The following is an 18327-nucleotide window of genomic DNA, read 5'->3' as shown; positions in this document are numbered from 1 at the left end:
CATGATACAACTGCCTGCTTTAGTTGCATCTAATCAGCAGGATAATGGAAAGAGTGCAGTCGGAACTGAACTTTGATCCGGGAGTTTTTATTCCCAGACTAAAAAAATTTACTCATAGAAGAATTTATGAAGTAAAAAAAGAGTTGAATATTAGAAACGATTAAGATGTTTAATGAATATATTATCCAATTTGAATTGCTTGAGTGGTTCAAAACTGTTTTTGATCAATTTTTTATTGTATTGGATTTTGTAAACGATTTTGTTAGAACGATACAATCTGTTCTTGATTATATATTCGAGAGATTGCCTTACAATGCCTTGAATCGTATGATTATTTATATGATTATGATTTTTTTTGTATCGTTAATTGTACTTTTGCCCACGATACTTATATCTAAATTGTATTTATCCTATAAAAAAACCAAATACAACCAATTGCATATAAAATATTCGCAATTAGTAATAGGATTTTTGATAGGAAGTAAAGAGAAAGATGAGGTCGCAGATATAGACAAATTGAATACCAGTCGTTTTCATCGTAATGTGATGATTGATGTTTTGGTTGATATTGATAAAGCAGAAAATAAGGAGGTTAGCGATAAAATAAGGAATTTGTATATAGATTTGGAATTAAACAAGGAATCAATACGAAAACTAAATATGCTTTCGTGGAATAAAAAGATTTTTGGGATTCGTGAGCTAAGCCATATGAGGGTTAAGTCCGAGAACCAAAAAATCATTTCGTATCAACAAAAAAGTAATGATATATTGCGAATTGAGGCGCAAATGGGATTAATAAAGTTGCTTCCATTTGTTCCTTTTGCATTTTTGGATAGCCAAGAAAAAGTTTTTACTGTTTGGGAGCAGATAAATGTATTTGATTTAATAAGAAAGAATCGAATTGAGATTCCGGAATTTCATTTATGGCTTAATCATTGGAATGATTCAGTTGTCATGTTTAGTTTAGACATGATAAGAATTCTGAAGCAAAAAGAAGCAGTTTCCAAAGTGTTGGAATTAATAAATCACGACAATGACTTCGTTAAAGGAAAAGTAATAAAGACCTTAGTTGATCTAGAAAGTTATGAAGCGATAGCAAAGCTAAAGGAGGTTTATCATTTGGAAGAATTACCGAATCAATTAAATATTCTAAGGTCTATAGGACAATTAAGAATGGAAACAGAGCTTAATTTCTTGGAAGATAAGCTAAAAAGCGATGAGTTTAAAATTAGAATGGAATCTTGTAAATCAATTTTAAAATTAGGAGAAACGGGACAGAATAGATTAAACGCATTAACAATTGATGCTGATGAGCAGTTGAAAGGGATTATCAACCATGTATTAGATCCTAGAATATGAATTACGACGAATTAATAAGCTTTATAAGCTATTTTCTGGATAAGATATTTATATCATATGCATTCCTGTTGATATTTAGTTATACAGCTCTAAGTATTGTCTCTGGTATTGCTTTAAATCATTACCTTAAAAAGAATAGTTTTGTTGATTATAGTGTAATTCTTGACTCACCTTTAGCACCTTCTGTTTCTGTATTGGTTCCTGCTTTTAATGAGGCAAAAACCATTGTTGATAATGTTGAATCCATATATACTATCCATTACAATAATTTTGATGTAATAGTTGTAAATGATGGGAGTACTGATAATACTTTCGAAGAATTAGAGGAAGCATTTAATTTAGAGCGAGTTGATTTTGCATTAAATCAGGAAATTGAAACGAAAGAGGTTCGTGGAATTTATAAATCTAAAATTGAAACTTACTCAAATTTAATTGTTGTTGATAAAGAGAATGGGGGCAAAGCAGATGCATTAAATGCGGCTATAAATGTATCCGATAAAGATTTATTTATGGCAATTGATGCTGATTCTATTTTGGAACCAGATGCTGTTTTAAAATTAGTAAAGCCATTTTTGGAAAGAACTGATAAAAGAGTGATTGCTGCTGGGGGAGTAGTTCGGATAGCCAATTCATGTGTTGTTGAGAATGGAAGGATAGCAGAGGTTAGCGTTCCTAAGAACCTGCTGGCTAGAATGCAAGTACTGGAGTATACAAGGTCATTCTTAATGGGTAGAATGGCGTGGGCAAAATTAGACGGCTTAATTATCATTTCTGGTGCAATGGGAATGTTCGAACGTGAAGTTGTAGTTCAAAGTGGAGGTTATGCTCATACCATAGGAGAAGATATGGAGTTGGTTGTGCGCATTCGTAGATACATGTCTGAGCAAAGGGAAAAATATAAAATCGAATATGTACCTGACCCTTTATGCTGGACCGAAGCTCCAAGCAATATTTTTACTTTTGGACGCCAAAGAAGCAGGTGGACAAGAGGTACAATCGAAACTTTAACAGATCATTCAAAAATATTCTTTTCGCCTCGTTATGGTGCAATGGGGATGCTTGGTTATCCTTTTTGGTTTCTTTTTGAATGGTTGGCACCACTTGTTGAATTTACAGGGATAATTTATGCAATTCTACTTTATGCATCAGGAAATTTAAGTTTGAATTTTATATTAATTACTTTCCTTTTTGTGTACACATTTGCCTTGTTCTTTACCACTTGGGCCATTTTATATGAGGAATTAACTTTTCACAGATATGAGAGAAAAGGGGATGTATTCAAGTTATGGATAGCAGCCGTTTTAGAGCCATTTATACTACACCCACTTTCGCTATTTTTCTCTATTAAAGGAAATATTCAATATGCCAGAGGCAATCGTAAATGGGGTAAGATGGAACGCCGAGGTTTCATTCACAGAAATGTGGAAAAATCAAAAAATCAATTTGTTGCAAATAAAAGGTGATGAATCCTATTCATTAGTTTATCAAAATTCAAAGGTTTCGGGAAAAAATCATTACATCCCGCTGCTAGAGCTAATTCTTTGTCATTTTCCGAAGCATAGGCAGTTTGCGCAATGATAGGAATAGATGGAAGGAGCTTTCGAATTTTTTTAGTTGCTTCAATTCCATTCATTTCGGGCATTTGTATGTCCATTAAAATTAAATCCGGAATAAAGCCTGATTTGCACAAATCCACTGCTTCTTTACCATTTTTTCTAACTGTAATACTAGCTTTGGTATTTTCAAAGAGTTCTTCTAAAAAGCTAATGTTTATGTCAACATCTTCAACAATTAGTATGCTTTTGTCATTCCAGAGGTACTTGTTAGAGTCATTGGTGATTGGGGGCAATTCTTCTTCAATTTTCTTTACAGGGATATTAAAACAAAATGTTGAGCCCTTATTTTCGGTAGAGCTAAGTACAAGTTTTCCTCCCATAAGTTCAATGATACCTTTTGATATAGGAAGCCCAAGGCCTGCTCCTCCAAATTGCCGAGTGTAGATGTTTTCTATTTGACCAAAACGTTCAAAAATTATATCCTGCTTTTGTTTTGGAATTCCAATGCCGGAATCTTCAACCACAAAACAAAGCTCAGAATTTGTTAATGTAACGCCAACTTTAACAAATCCTTCTTTTGTGAATTTTAGAGCATTGTTAATTAAATTAATTAAAACTTGCTTTATTTTACCAATGTCTGACTCAATCATATCAAGCTCTTGTGGCACCTGATTGTTAAAAGAGATGTTAATATTCTCTTTATGGTATTTCAGTTTCTCCACTTTAAAGAAAGTGTTTAAATCGTTAAACAGTTTGGAAATTGAGAAGGAGGTATTAGTGATTTTTAATTGTTTAACTTCCAAATAAGAAATGTCAATGATGTTATTAATAATCTCTAGTAATTGTTTTCCGTTTTGATTTAAAATATCAATGTATTGCTCTTTTTTTGATTTGGGCAAATTATCCTTTAATAATAACTTGCTGAAACCTAAAATTCCATTCATGGGTGTTCGGATCTCATGGCTCATATTTGCTAAAAATGCTGATTTTAGGCGATCACTTTCTTCGGCCTTTTTAAGAGCAATCTTCAGTTCATTTTCAACGGTTTTTAGAGGAGAAATGTCCATTACAAATCCAAGGAATTCATTTTCGCTTAGCTTAACGGCACTAATAAAGACGGGAAAATTCTTATTTTTTATTGATCTCAACAACACCTCACCTTGTACTTTTCCATTACTTATGAGTTGGTTCATTAACTCTATATTCTTTGCTAGTTGCAATGGTGAGAAGAAATCTCTTATGAAATAGTCAACTTTGGTCTCAGAGTCTATATCTAGCAATTTTAAAAAAGCGGGATTTGTAAATGTAACTTTCGTATTACTGCTAAAAATTACCAATCCCATTGGAGATTCTTCGATATAGGTTCTTAACTTGTATTCGCTTGCTATTAAGTCATGTTCCGTTCTAATTCTTTGTGTAATGTCATTCATTAGCCAAATTTCTTTATTGTCGAAACTGTAGGCATGAAATTCCACCTGTTTAGTGAGTCCAAATTTAGTAGTTATTGTTGATATAAGAGATTTGTTTAAACTTGCTTGTATATGACTTTTATAGATCTGGTAATTTACATCCTTATCCTTTTTGTATAAAATGCTGAACCACTTTTCGATATTAGGAATTTCGCTGTTCGTATATTCGGTGATTTCCAATACCTTTTTGTTGGTAAATAGTTGTTCGCCTTCGACAAGAATTGCACCCAAAGGCAGATTTTCTATTACTTCTCTAAATCTTTTTTCGGATTTGATTAGTTCTTGATTTTTTCTACTGATATCAGTAGTTTGCGATGCAACGGCCTTTTTAAGTTGTTTGGTAAATATGAAAAGATAAAGTAAAATTATTGCAGCAATAGATATGATAATGACTAAAATGATTATCGCCAATTTCAATGTTCTTGGTGTTTTGAATTGTTCGGGTTGATAAATGAAACCATCTAAATTGTAGTTTGGAGATATCATACCCATTTGTGCACATATTTTTGCTATATTATCAAGTCTACCAGGATTAATGTGACCAATTTCTATATAGTCATTTAAAATAAGTTTTTTGATTTGTTCCGATTCGAATTTAAGGTGTTCTTTGCTTTTTTTAACACCATAAATGTTAATGAGTATGTCGATAATTTCGTCTGGATTACTAAGAGCGTATTCCCAGCCCAATTTACTTGCACGAATAAATGCGTCAACTCTTTCAGGATTCTTGTTGATTTCCTCTTCAGTTGTAAAAATTCCATCTCCATAGAAATCAATTCCATAATTCTTAGGGCTTATAATCGAGTAGGGAATATTTTTTTCTTTTAGAAAATAAGGTTCATTTGTTAAATAAGCGTTTATTACATCAGTCTTGCCATTAATTAAATCATTTATGTCATAAGTGGTAGATAAACGTAATAGGTCATCAAATCGTATACCCTCCTTGTAAAATATTGCTAGTAATTCAGGATTTCTAAACTCCTTGAGTAGCATAACCTTCTTGTTAATAAGATCGTGTGCAGTGTTGATTTTTGATTCTTTTAAGCTCAAAAAAATGGATGGTGAACTTTGAAATATAGAAGCTAATAATACGACAGGTTTATTGTTAATTCTTTCGATTAGAATGTCGATTGAACTAATTCCATAATCAGCATCACCATTTAGCACAATATCAACTACATTAAAGGTTCCTCCTTCAATTATTTTAACATCCAGACCCTCATTTTTATAAAACCCTTTGTGCAGTGCTGCATAGTATCCTGCAAACTGAAACTGGTGATAGTGTTTCAATTGAACACGGACTTTATCATTTTTGTTTAGGCTGTTTGAAGTTCTAGCAAAAGAAGGCACGAATGCCAATTGAAATGCTAAGATTAAAATCAAAAAATATAAGGTGGAGTTAATAGGAGTTTGGGTCATTTTAACAGCATTTTAAACACTGCAATTAAAGGTACATCATAAGTATTTAAGAGCAAAAAATTATAGAAAAAAAATCCCCGGTTTAAATAACCAGGGAAAGATATTATTTCGAAGCCAAATTGATAGTTGTGGAGTTTATTTTTTGTTTCAGTTCAGTTAAATTATAATGGTTTGGATTAAGCTGAATGATATCGCCATTTGGAGTATAGATTTGAATTAATTCGGCTTCTTCGCTGATGCTAACGAGTTTTTGTAATTCTTTGTCTCCATCTTTGAGGTTCCAGCTCGAAGTGGTAGGATCGTAAATCAGCTCGGCATAATTACCTTTGTTTGGGCCTTTTAACTGTTCAATGTGGAATTTGTTTTTTGTGGCGATAATACGATATTTTTTGCCGTCTTTTTTCACAATTTGAACATCTTTGTCGCCATCTTTCATGGTAACTGGATTATCACCAGTCCAGAATTCAATTGTATTTAAAACCAGACCATCCACTAGTACAGCAACTTCGTAAACAGGAATAACTATAAAAGCAAAAAACACTAAGGCGTTGGTAAACTTATCTCCAACCGTACTATTCCACTCATGAAGGTTTTTTGTGAGTCTGAATGGTCCATAACAACCAGTTTGTCCGATACTAAGGGTAAAAAATAGGCAGGCTAAAAGAAAAACATTAATTTTTTTCATGCTCATAAATTTAAATAAATATAACTTGATCTTTATTAATACACAGTTCAAAATCGAAAAACGTAAGCTTGAATTAATTATTGTGTTAACCGCAATTATTATAATTGTTAAAATACAAAGTATTTCTTAATCAAAAAAGATGATGGAAGAAAGATCTTCACATCATCTTAATTGAGAAACGAGTGTTTAGTTAGTGATTAGTGGTATGCTTTTTCTCCGTGTTCGTATATATCCAAACCTTCTTCTTCAACAATTGCCGGAACTCTTAATCCAATGGTTTTATCTAATAATTTGAATAGAATAAAAGCGGTGCTCAGAGCCCATGCAGCAACTGCGACTACTCCTAATACCTGAATTCCTAATAGTTTAAATCCTCCGCCGTATAATAAGCCACCTTCTGTAGCGAAAACTCCTACCAAAATAGTTCCTAATGCTCCGTTTACGCCATGAACAGTAATCGCACCAACGGGATCATCAATTCTTAATTTTTTATCAATAAACTCAACAGAATAAACCAAGCTAATGCCAGCAAGAATACCAATAATAATGGCAGCCTGTGGGCTAACAATATTGCAGCCAGCGGTAATGGCTACAAGACCTGCTAGTGCTCCATTCAAACTTAAAGAAAGTGTGGGACGCTTGTATCTGAACCAACTTGTTGCTAAAGCAGCAAGAGTTCCACCAGCTGCTGACAGGTTTGTGGTTAAAAATATGTGTGAAATAGCAATGGTGTTTTCTGTGCCTGCTGCAGCAAGCTGAGAACCAGCATTAAATCCAAACCAGCCGAACCACAGGATAAATACTCCAAGAGCAGCAAAGGTTAAGTTATGTCCTGGTATTGCATTTGCCTTCTCGTTGTATTTTCCTATACGTGGTCCAATTAAAGCTGCGCCAACTAATCCCATCCAGGCACCAACGGAGTGTACAACGGTTGATCCGGCAAAATCATGGAAACCTAAATCGCTCAGCCAGCCTCCACCCCAAACCCAATGACCTGAAATTGGATAAATAATAGCTGTTGTAATAATACTAAAGAATAAATAGGTTTTGAATTCTGTTCTTTCGGCCACCGCTCCGGAAACTATTGTAGCGGCTGTAGCAGCAAAAACGGTTTGAAACATCAAGAAGGAGTAATCTATTTTAACGGCTGTTTCTTCAATAAAAGGCAATTTACCAATAAAACCGCCTATATCGGAGCCAAACATCAAGGCATAACCAATAAGAAAGAAGGAAATTGATCCTACCCCAAAATCTAACAAGTTCTTCATTAAAATATTGGCCGTATTTTTAGCTCTGGTAAAACCAGCTTCAGCCATTGCAAAACCTGGCTGCATAAACATTACCAATGCTGCTGATATTAAAACCCATATCACATCTAAAGAGTGACTGGTGGATGTAACTGCTGTCTGTATTGAATTTAAATTTAGTGTTTCTTCCATGGTAATAAATTTTAAGTCGCGAATAATTATTATTAGATCTACTCTGCGTCGTATAATGAGCGATCTCCGGAATCACCGGTTCTAATTCTGTATGCATCTAAAACTTCGTAGATGAAGATTCTTCCATCACCTATTTCTCCTGTAAATGCGTTTTCACGAATGCTTACAATACAGCTGTCTACAAATTTATCTCTTACAATAAAAGAGATAAGAGTTCTTTCGATACTACTGGTATCATATTTTACGCCACGATATACTCTTTCTTCTACCGATTTTCCTACACCTCTTACATCCCAAAATGTAAGATAGTCAATGCCTATTTCGTGCAGCCCTTTCTTAACGTCTTCAAATTTTGTTTTGCGAATAATTGCTTCGATCTTTTTCATCTGTTTATAATTTTTTTCCATTTGTCAGATGGAAGCCACAAGATCAAAATAATCACTACCGTGTTAGGTTAAATAATTATTTTAATCATGCTCGTTTCATAGAATAATATGTTGTGATTATCTGGTTATTTCTTTTGTCTTTTAAACCGGGACTCCCCGGATTAAGGAGCCCCAGGTTTAGTTTTGACCAAGCATAAATTCAACTATTGTCGAAAAATTGAAGAAATAAATTGTTCTTTTGCAGAAATAATAAGCTTGATGGCTTTATGAGTTGAGTAAAAAAATTGACTGTCATTTGGTTTAATTTTGGTTCTTAATATTGCTTTAATAAAAAATGGTTTTTAATTAGAGTGAGTGCGTTTTTGAAGGGGGTAGCTGTCAAAAAAAACACGTTTAGAAAACATATGCCCCATTTTAAGTGTGGGTTTCTTTCTCAAAAGTATTAAAAATATTTACACAGGCAATAAAAAAGGGGGTATATTTGAGAAAAGTAATGTTTTTTTCTAATTGAAACGTTTTCGAAAGGGGGGGAGATAAAAAATCATTTCTTTTGTAATTTCTGACATGAAAAAAAGAGGAGGAATAAAAATAGAAGGTGAATTATTAAATCAGGCACATTAATTGAACGCTATGTTTCCAAATTATTAAATTTTGTAGATTGAGAAAAAAGATTTGCTTGGACAAAAAATAATATTAATCTTTGCTGCGTCAAAACAAGAAAAAAATGAATTTTATTGCATTACATCATCATCATCATTTTACTTACCAACAGGTGAGCTGACGATGTTATGCACTATTCCGAAAAGAGATAATTAACTAACATTAAAATATGCCCGCCTGATTCAGGTGGGCTTTTTTTTACCCTTCCTGGATTAGGTGGTCTAAAAAATTAAAACCATGGGTGAAAAATTAAAAATTGCAGTTCAAAAATCAGGACGACTTAAAGAAGATTCTCTTAAAATTCTAAAAGAGTGTGGTATTTCAATTGATAATGGAAAAGACCAATTAAAAGCGAGTGCTTTTAACTTTCCGTTAGAAGTTTTGTATCTTAGAAATTCAGATATTCCTCAGTATGTGGAAGATGGGGTTGCAGATATTGCCATAGTAGGTGAGAATGTAGTTATTGAAAAACAAAAAGAGCTCGAGATATTACAGAAGCTGGGTTTTTCAAAGTGTCGTTTGTCAATGGCTTTGCCAAAGGATGCTGAATATAGCGGATTAGAGTATTTCAATGGAAAAAAAATAGCAACCTCTTATCCAAATTCACTTCAGCAATTCTTGGATGAGAATAATTTGAGTTGCGACATACACGTTATCTCAGGTTCGGTTGAAATTGCTCCTAATATTGGTTTAGCTGATGGTATTTGCGACCTTGTGAGCTCTGGAAGCACCTTGTTTAAAAATGGACTTCAGGAAGTAGAGCAGATTCTTAAGTCTGAGGCTTGCCTAGTAGCGAATAAGAATATATCAGGCATTAAACAAGCAATTTTAGATCGATTAATGTTTCGACTAAAATCAGTTTTGGCAGCTAAAAACAACAAATACATCTTGCTAAATGCCCCAAACGAGAACATCAATGACATTATTGAAGTCTTACCGGGAATGAAAAGTCCTACCATTATGCCATTGGCTAAGAAAGGGTGGAGTTCATTACACTCGGTTATCAATGAAAATGATTTTTGGGGAGTAATTGATCAACTGAAACTAAATGGAGCAGAAGGTATTTTGATTATTCCAATTCAGAAAATGGTACTCTAATTATATTGGAAGCATACTTTTAATCGTATAATACAGAATCATGCAAGTAATAAAATACCCCGAAAAACAAGATTGGAAGAATATTCTTTCTCGTCCTGTATTTGATGTTGACGAGTTAGAGGGTATCGTGAATCAGGTGTTTGAAGAAATTAAACTCGATGGAGACAAGGCTTTGAAAAAATACACATGGATGTATGATAAAATTAAAGTAGATGATTTGCTTGTTTCTCGGCAGGAGATTGATGAGGCTGAAGAATTACTGAACGACAGTTTAAAAAATGCTTTGGCAGTTGCTGCTAAAAACATTGAAAAATTTCATGCAGCTCAATATCAGGAAACTGAAATAATTGAAACCACTAAAGGTGTAGAGTGTTGGAGAAAGTCTACTGCAATAGAAAGAGTAGGACTTTATATTCCGGGAGGGAGCGCACCTCTGTTTTCTACAGTTCTGATGCTGGCAATTCCGGCAAAAATTGCTAATTGCAAAGAGATAGTTTTGTGTACTCCTCCAGGCAATAATGGAAAAATAGATCCTGCCATTCTTTACGCTTGTAAATTGGTTGGAATTGATAAAATATTTAGAGTTGGTGGAATTCAGGCGATTGGCGGAATGGCTTTTGGAACCGAAAGTATACCTAATGTTTATAAAATTTTTGGACCAGGAAATCAATTCGTGACTGCCGCTAAACAAAGAATAAGTAAGCTTGGAGTTGCAATTGATATGCCTGCTGGACCTTCGGAAGTATTGGTTTTGGCTGATGCTAGCGCAGATCCAGATTTTATTGCCTCTGATTTATTGTCGCAGGCTGAGCATGGCGCTGATAGTCAGGTAATATTTGTGACATGGGACGAGACTATTGTACAAGATGTCCAAATAGCAGTTGATAAACAATTGCAATTGTTATCCCGTAAGGATATAGCAGATTCAGCGCTAAAAAACTCAAAAATTATTCTTGTCTCTTCTCTTGAAGAAGCTTTGGAGCTTAGTAATGAATATGGTCCTGAACACCTTATCATATATGTAAAAGAAGAGGAAAAGTGTTTGACAAATATTGTAAATGCAGGTTCGGTATTTATAGGTAACTATACTCCTGAAAGTGCGGGTGATTATGCTTCTGGAACGAATCATACATTGCCAACAAATGGTTATGCAAAATCTTATTCGGGTGTTAGTCTGGAGTCGTTTATGAAAAAGATAACGTTTCAGAGAATTAGTGAAAAAGGCTTGTTGGAATTAGGTCCAGTGATAGAATTGATGGCACAGGCAGAACAGTTGGATGCTCATAAAAATGCAGTGAGCATCAGATTAAAAAAAATTAGAAAGGGGTGTAAGGTATGAATTCAATATTTACACTAGATACTTTAATTCGTGAGAATGTAAAAAAATTAGTACCATACTCTTCTGCCCGAGATGAATTTTCGGGCAGTGCATCGGTTTTTCTTGATGCCAACGAAAATCCATTTGATAATGGAGTGAATCGTTATCCTGATCCTTTACAAAATCGATTAAAAAAAAGAATAACGCAGATTAAGGGAATAGCGCCCACAAGAATGATTTTGGGGAATGGTAGTGATGAAATTATCGATCTTTTGTTTCGGGCATTTTGCGAACCAGGAGAGGATAATGTAGTAATTTGTACTCCAACTTATGGAATGTATGAGGTTGCTGCAGGTGTAAATGCAATTGCTATAAAAGAAGCTCCTTTGGAAGAGAGCTTTCAGCCAAATGTAAGTTTGGTAGAAAAACTAATCGATGAAAATTCGAAAATGTTATTTTTGTGTTCACCGAATAATCCAACGGCAAATTTATATGATGAAGATAGGATTGTTGAGTTGTTACAATCATTCCCCGGCATAGTCATTGTTGATGAGGCTTATATTGATTTTGCGCCTGGAAAATCTTTGCTTGATAAATTAGATACATATCCAAATTTGGTTATTCTGCAGACACTTTCTAAAGCATGGGGAATGGCTGGAATACGTTTGGGAATCGGATTTGCATCTAAAGAAATTGTTGAGGTGTTAAACCGAATAAAACCTCCGTACAATGTAAACTGTTTAACTCAAGAAAAGGCTTTGGAATTGTTGGAGGAAGAAGCAAAATATTTGAATCAGGTGAATGAAATCTTGCGAGAAAGAGATCAGTTATGTGAGTTTCTAAGTGGTCTTTTTGTAGTGGATCGAATTTATCAGACGGATTCAAATTTCATTCTGGTTCAGTTTAAGAATGCAAAACAAGCCTATCAATTTTTATTAAACAAAGGAATAATTATCAGAGATCGATCTAAAATTGAAGGTTTGGATAATTGTGTGAGGATAAGTGTTGGTACCAAACAGGAAAATGAACTTTTAACAAAAGCATTATTGGAATATAACTCTAAATTTTAAGCTATGAATTCAAAAAAAAAGGTACTTTTTATTGATCGTGATGGCACCTTGATATTGGAGCCGCCTGTTGATTATCAGGTTGATAGTTTGGAGAAATTAGAGTTTTATCCCGGGGTTTTTCGTGGCTTAACAAGAATCGTTGATCAATTGGATTATGAACTGGTAATGGTGACTAATCAAGATGGATTGGGTACTAATTCATTTCCTGAAGAAACTTTTTGGCCAGCTCAGAAGAAAATGATTAACACTTTTTCCGCAGAAGGAATTGAATTTGCCGATGTATGTATTGATAAAACATTTCCTGAAGAAAATGCTCCAACACGAAAGCCAGGAACAGCATTACTTACAAGATATTTTTCTGATGAATACGATTTGGAAAATTCCTATGTAATTGGCGACAGGTGGACCGATGTTGAATTGGCGAAAAATTTGGGATCGAAGGCGATTTTTATCACGACAAGTGGGAATATTGGAGATGATGAGTTGAGTGAATCGAAAAAGGATCTACAAAGATTTATCTCTCTTGAAACAAGTGATTGGTTCAATATTTATGAGTATTTAAGATTGGAACAACGAACAGTAAACATTATCCGAAATACCAAAGAAACTAAAATAGAAATTAATCTTGATTTAGATGGAAGCGGAAAAGGTGATTTCGATACCGGAATTGGATTTTTTGATCACATGTTGGATCAAATTGCGAAGCATGCTGGAGTAGATTTGCAGGTAAAGGTGAAGGGAGATTTGGAAGTTGATGAGCATCATACCATTGAAGATACTGCGATTGCTTTAGGTGAAGCATTCAATAAAGCTTTAGGTTCTAAATTAGGCTTGGATAGATATGGCTTTTCTTTGCCAATGGATGATTGTTTGGCTCAGATATCGCTTGATTTTGGAGGGCGAAATTGGTTGGTATGGGATGCTGAATTTAAACGTGAAATGATTGGTGGTATGCCTACCGAGATGTTTTTTCACTTCTTTAAATCATTCTCTGACGGAGCAGCATGCAACCTAAATATCAAGGCCGAAGGACAGAATGAGCATCATAAAATAGAGGGAATCTTCAAAGCAATGGCACGAGCAATTCGAATGGCTATTAAGAGAGATGTAAACTGTTTACAATTGCCATCAACCAAAGGAAAATTATAAAGAATGAAAAATCAAAATATTGTGATTATTGATTATGATGCTGGAAATATTCAGTCGGTAAAATATGCATTTGAGCGTTTGGGAATCGAGCCAGTTGTTTCTAACGACAAAGAGGTGATTCGTAAGGCTGATAAGGTGATTTTTCCCGGTGTTGGAGAAGCGTCTTGGGCAATGAACTCTTTGAAAGATAATGATTTAATTGATCTTATTCCTGAGTTAAAACAGCCCGTTTTAGGAATTTGCCTTGGAATGCAATTGATGTGTGAAAATACGGAAGAAGGAAACACCAATGCACTAGGTATTTTTCCGGTATCGGTAAAGCGTTTTACGAATGATCAAAAAGTACCGCACATGGGATGGAATCAGCTTGAGAATTTAAAAGGAGGTTTATTAAATGGCATTGAAACGGGTAACTTTGCCTATTTTGTTCATTCCTTTTATGTTCCTGTAATAGATGAAACCATTGCTGCTTGTGATTATATTTTACCCTTTAGTGCTGCACTGCAAAAAGACAACTTTTATGCTTGTCAGTTTCATCCTGAGAAATCTGGTGAGTTAGGGGTTAAAATTCTGGAGAACTTTATCAATTTATAAAAAGAAATGTCGAAAATTAAAATAATACCAGCTATAGACACCATTAATGGTAAATGTGTTCGTTTAACCAAAGGTGATTACAGTACTGAAAAAGTGTATTGTGAAGATCCTCTGGAAATGGCGCTAAAATTTGAAAAACTTGGAATAACTAGATTGCATTTAGTGGATCTTGAAGGCGCTAAATCTGGACATATCTGCAATGCAAATGTGTTAAAAAGAGTAGCTAAAGGGACCAAACTAAAAATTGATTTTGGAGGAGGAGTAAAATCAAATGAGGATATTGAACTTGCTTTTAATTCTGGAGCAAACCAAGTTACCGGAGGAAGCATTGCGGTCTCGAACCCTGATTTAATGAACAACTGGCTGGATAAGTATGGAGCAGATAAAATTATTTTGGGAGCTGACGTGAGAAACAAAATGGTTTCCATATCAGGATGGCAAAAAGATTCAGATTATCACTTGTTTAAGTTTCTGGAAAAATATCAGAACAAAGGTGTAAAAAGTGTTATTTGTACTGATATTTCGAAGGATGGAATGTTGCAAGGTCCAGCTGTAGAATTATATCAAGGAATTATGAGAGAATTCCCAGAATTGGAACTGATTGCCAGTGGAGGAGTAAGTAAAATTGAAGATGTTCGTATTCTGAATGAAATTGGATGTTGGGGTGTTATAATTGGTAAGGCAATTTATGAGGAGCGAATAGATCTAAATGAATTGGTAAATGAATTTATATTGTAATTTATGCTATCGAAAAGAATAATACCATGCCTGGATGTTAAGGATGGCAGAACGGTAAAAGGAGTCAATTTTGTAGACTTGAGAGATGCAGGTGATGCAGTTGAATTGGCTGCTTATTACGCAGAACAAGGTGCTGACGAATTGGTTTTTTTGGACATTACTGCAACCCACGAAAAAAGAAAAACCTTGGTTGATCTTGTTCAGAAAGTTGCGAAAGAGTTAAATATTCCTTTTACAGTTGGTGGTGGAATCTCCACACCAGAAGATGTAGGAGTTTTATTAAACGCAGGAGCTGATAAAGTATCCATTAATTCGGCTGCTGTCCGAAATCCACAATTGATATCTCATCTTGCAAAAAGATTTGGAAGTCAGTGTGTTGTTTTAGCTGTTGATGCAAAATGTATTGATGGCAATTGGGAAGTGTACTTGAATGGTGGACGTTTATCAACTGGAATTGATCTTTTTGAATGGATAATTGAAGCCGAGAAACTTGGCGCAGGTGAAATTCTTTTCACATCAATGAATCATGATGGTACAAAAAATGGTTTTGCGAACGATACGCTAGCTAAGGTTTCTGAAATGGTAAATATTCCGGTAATAGCATCGGGTGGAGCTGGAAATATGGAACACTTCGCAGATACATTTATAGATGGAAAAGCGGATGCGGCGTTAGCAGCAAGTGTATTTCATTTTAAAGAAATCGAAATACCAGACTTGAAAAAATATCTAAAGACTAAAAATATCCCCGTAAGAATTTAAAAATATAGGATTAATGATATGTGGATGATTACATCTCATATCTGAACTAAAAAAACTGATAAGCAATGAATTTTAAAGAGCTAACAAACCAAATTAATTTTAACAAAGGCAATGGTTTGATTCCTGCTATTATTCAGGATGTAAAAACCCAAAAAGTACTCATGTTGGGTTATATGAATAAAGAATCGTACGAAAAAACAATAGAAACGGGTAATGTATGTTTTTATAGCAGAAGCAAACAACGATTATGGACAAAAGGAGAGGAGAGTGGCAATTTTCTTTTATTAAAAGACCTAAGCCTGGATTGTGATAATGATACCTTGCTGATAAAAGTAGACCCTGTTGGTCCTGTTTGCCATACGGGTTCAGATACTTGTTGGGACGAAACAAATCAGGAAAGTTCTATTGATTTTTTATTGCAATTGCAACAAGTAATTAGTGAGCGTAAAAAGAACCAATCCGAGAAATCATATACCGCAAGCCTGTTTCAAAAAGGAATCAACAAAATTGCTCAGAAAGTGGGCGAGGAAGCGGTAGAGTTGGTTATCGAAGCAAAAGACGATAATCAAGATCTGTTCATAGGCGAAGCAGCAGATTTAATGTTCCACTATTTGGTGCTTCTGTCGGCAAAAGGATACAGTCTTGAGCAGGTTGTGGCTTTACTCAAATCAAGGCATTCTAAATAAACTCTTATGGGTCAGAGTAAAAATAGTACTTGCTTTTACTAATTTTAAGAAATGGGGAGGGTGAAATAGAATGATGATCCTTCTCCATATTTTGATTCTACCCATATCTCACCACCCATAATCTCAAGAATTTTTTTACAGATATTTAGTCCCAAGCCCGAACCACGATACAAAACCTTCTTGTCAATCTCAACTTTTCTAAATCGATCGAAAATATATTTCAGAGAGCTTTCCTCAATGCCGATCCCGGTATCCTCTACACAAAAAATCAATTCGCTTTTGCTATTGTAATTGGCATAGATTGTAATGCTGCCATTGTTGGTAAATTTAATGGCATTTTCTATCAGGTTGTTAAAGACCTGTTTTATCCTGAACGGATCTGATACAATTACATATACTTTTGAATTTAGTTGGTTTACAAATCGTATTTTTAAATCTTTTTGTTTAGGAATATTATGACTTTGAGTTTCTAGAATTTGCTCTATCAGATGAATGATATCAAATTTTTGATTGATCAGATGAATCTGTCCTGATTCTATTTTCGATAAGTCCAGAATTTCGTCAATCAAATTGCTTAGGTCATTGCAATTGGCTTTAATAATGTTGGCGAATAATTCTGTTTTACCTGGTTTTAAATCTTTGGCAATGAGCAATTGGCTAAAGCCTTGAATCGCATTCAGGGGTGTTCTTATCTCGTGAGACATATTCGCCAAAAAAGAGCTTTTTAATCTGTTGCTTTCCTCAGCCTTTTTCTTTGCATCGTATAATTCCCGGGTTTTTTGTGCAACCCTCAACCGAAGGGTTTTATTCCATGCCCACATAAAAAGAATGATTAAACCCAATACAAAAATAATAATCGAAAGAGTTAGCCAGAATACGGTGCTTTGCCAAAAAGGTCGCGATGCTACATGAATATAATAATTGTAGATCTCATCTTTTTCCTTAGGCGTTATCTGTTTTAAACCTTTCGAAATAATTCTTGTTAGTATTGGTTTATCATTTCTAACGGCAAAACCCAATTTGTTATCGTAGCCCGAATTGCCTGATATTTTTATATTCTGAAACATCTTGTTGTGAATAATGTAAGCCCCGTACCCCTGCTGAACGATAGCTGCTTCTACTTTTTTATTCGAAAGTTGAAGAAAACATTCCAGGTCGTTTTTTAAAGGAATTAAATTGATTTCGGGATACATGCTTTCTAAATATTCATGAATCGCATAATGATCAACCACACCAACTTTGCGATTTTCAAGATCTTCAATTTTGATTCTTTCGGGTGAATCCTTCCGGGTGAAAATAACGTGAGGAATTGAAATAAAAGGCTGAGTAAAGAAAAAGTGCTTGCGCCTTTCTGGTGTATCCTGAATTTCCAGAATTACATCAACTTGCTTGTTTACGCCAGCTTGCAGAATGTCCTTCCAATTAGAGAAAACCTCTTTTTCGAATCGATAATCCAACTTTTCTTCCAACAATTCAAGAATGTCAACAGATATCCCTACAGATTTCCCCGTTTCGTCGATGTATTGAAAGGGAGGGAAGATAGATGCAACAGCAATCGATAGATTAGGATTTTCATTCAGCCATTGTCTTTCTTTATTTGTTAAAATATCATATTTTTTTCTGGAGCAGGATAAAACTACAAAGCTTGCCAGAAGAATAAGAGTAAGATATTTTATTTTTGGCCTCATGTTACTTATCTAAGTTTGTTGCTCAAATTAAGGAATTTCGACAAAAAACTTGTGAAGTATGCATGAAATTAATTGTTTTAATTCTACTCAGCTTTTTTTTTGTTTAAACACGAAAAACAACTAGCCTCCAATATTCTACCTAAGTTCTTCACAAAAAGTACTGGTTTTCTTTTTCACCCAATTTACTGTAATTAAGATGATCCTTAAATTGTTTTTTGAATCTATTCAAGGCAAGAAATAGAATCATAGTCTTT

At 34.4% G+C, this 18327-nt stretch carries 15 protein-coding genes; 10 read left to right on the top strand and 5 right to left on the bottom strand.

What is annotated here, in order from left to right; translation table 11 throughout:
* Positions 1–165: 165 nt before the first annotated feature.
* Positions 166–1359 (top strand): HEAT repeat domain-containing protein, encoded by a 1194-nt coding sequence (locus ACO05S_RS00995; protein ID WP_421919682.1) that lies wholly within the window; start codon positions 166–168, stop codon positions 1357–1359.
* On the top strand, positions 1356–2822 hold the full coding sequence (locus ACO05S_RS00990; RefSeq protein ID WP_421919681.1) for a glycosyltransferase family 2 protein: 1467 nt from the start codon (positions 1356–1358) through the stop codon (positions 2820–2822). Before ACO05S_RS00995 ends, ACO05S_RS00990 begins: the two co-directional genes overlap by 4 nt.
* On the opposite strand, the gene ACO05S_RS00985 is transcribed toward ACO05S_RS00990, so the two are convergent.
* From ACO05S_RS00985 to ACO05S_RS00970, 4 genes are all read right to left on the bottom strand, one after another.
* On the bottom strand, positions 2798–5803 hold the full coding sequence (locus tag ACO05S_RS00985) for an ABC transporter substrate-binding protein (RefSeq protein WP_421919680.1): 3006 nt from the start codon (positions 5801–5803) through the stop codon (positions 2798–2800). The two genes, ACO05S_RS00990 and ACO05S_RS00985, sit on opposite strands and share 25 nt — an antisense overlap.
* A 103-nt stretch (positions 5804–5906) precedes the next feature.
* The gene (locus ACO05S_RS00980; RefSeq protein ID WP_421919679.1) at positions 5907–6488 is read right to left on the bottom strand and encodes a DUF3332 domain-containing protein; all 582 of its coding nucleotides are present in this window, start codon (positions 6486–6488) and stop codon (positions 5907–5909) included.
* A 197-nt stretch (positions 6489–6685) separates the two neighbouring features.
* Positions 6686–7927: an ammonium transporter gene (locus ACO05S_RS00975; RefSeq protein WP_421919678.1), complete on the bottom strand. Its 1242-nt coding sequence runs from the start codon at positions 7925–7927 to the stop codon at positions 6686–6688.
* A 38-nt stretch (positions 7928–7965) separates the two neighbouring features.
* Positions 7966–8313 carry a P-II family nitrogen regulator gene (locus tag ACO05S_RS00970; RefSeq protein ID WP_421919677.1) on the bottom strand — a complete coding sequence of 116 codons (348 nt, stop codon included), beginning with the start codon at positions 8311–8313 and terminating at the stop codon, positions 7966–7968.
* 897 nt (positions 8314–9210) lie between these two features.
* On the opposite strand from ACO05S_RS00970, the gene hisG reads away from it, so the two are divergent.
* The 8 genes from hisG (at position 9211) to hisIE (ending at position 16385) form a co-directional block, all read left to right on the top strand.
* The gene (hisG, locus tag ACO05S_RS00965; protein WP_421919676.1) at positions 9211–10071 is read left to right on the top strand and encodes an ATP phosphoribosyltransferase; all 861 of its coding nucleotides are present in this window, start codon (positions 9211–9213) and stop codon (positions 10069–10071) included.
* Between the two features lie 40 nt (positions 10072–10111).
* Complete coding sequence (gene hisD / locus ACO05S_RS00960; protein WP_421919675.1) at positions 10112–11410, top strand: histidinol dehydrogenase; 1299 nt, start codon at positions 10112–10114, stop codon at positions 11408–11410.
* Complete coding sequence (hisC, locus tag ACO05S_RS00955; protein ID WP_421919674.1) at positions 11407–12459, top strand: histidinol-phosphate transaminase; 1053 nt, start codon at positions 11407–11409, stop codon at positions 12457–12459. Before hisD ends, hisC begins: the two co-directional genes overlap by 4 nt.
* Before the next feature lie 3 nt (positions 12460–12462).
* A complete protein-coding gene (hisB, locus tag ACO05S_RS00950) occupies positions 12463–13608 on the top strand; it encodes a bifunctional histidinol-phosphatase/imidazoleglycerol-phosphate dehydratase HisB (protein ID WP_421919673.1) in 1146 nt (381 codons plus the stop codon).
* A 3-nt stretch (positions 13609–13611) separates the two neighbouring features.
* The gene (gene hisH, locus ACO05S_RS00945; protein WP_421919672.1) at positions 13612–14202 is read left to right on the top strand and encodes an imidazole glycerol phosphate synthase subunit HisH; all 591 of its coding nucleotides are present in this window, start codon (positions 13612–13614) and stop codon (positions 14200–14202) included.
* 6 nt (positions 14203–14208) lie between these two features.
* On the top strand, positions 14209–14940 hold the full coding sequence (gene hisA, locus ACO05S_RS00940; protein ID WP_421919671.1) for a 1-(5-phosphoribosyl)-5-[(5-phosphoribosylamino)methylideneamino]imidazole-4-carboxamide isomerase: 732 nt from the start codon (positions 14209–14211) through the stop codon (positions 14938–14940).
* A gap of 3 nt (positions 14941–14943) precedes the next feature.
* Positions 14944–15699 (top strand): imidazole glycerol phosphate synthase subunit HisF, encoded by a 756-nt coding sequence (gene hisF, locus ACO05S_RS00935; RefSeq protein WP_421919670.1) that lies wholly within the window; start codon positions 14944–14946, stop codon positions 15697–15699.
* Positions 15700–15764: 65 nt separating this feature from the next.
* Positions 15765–16385, top strand: a complete 621-nt coding sequence (hisIE, locus tag ACO05S_RS00930; protein ID WP_421919669.1) for a bifunctional phosphoribosyl-AMP cyclohydrolase/phosphoribosyl-ATP diphosphatase HisIE — start codon at positions 15765–15767, stop codon at positions 16383–16385.
* 44 nt (positions 16386–16429) lie between these two features.
* Here the strand turns inward: hisIE and ACO05S_RS00925 are convergent, their stop codons facing one another.
* On the bottom strand, positions 16430–18073 hold the full coding sequence (locus ACO05S_RS00925; RefSeq protein ID WP_421919668.1) for an ATP-binding protein: 1644 nt from the start codon (positions 18071–18073) through the stop codon (positions 16430–16432).
* Positions 18074–18327 lie beyond the last annotated feature (254 nt).

Source organism: Marinifilum sp., from assembly GCF_965230805.1.
Lineage (GTDB): Bacteria > Bacteroidota > Bacteroidia > Bacteroidales > Marinifilaceae > Marinifilum.
Note: the sequence above shows the minus strand (reverse complement) of the source record. Positions and strands in the feature narration are given on the sequence as shown.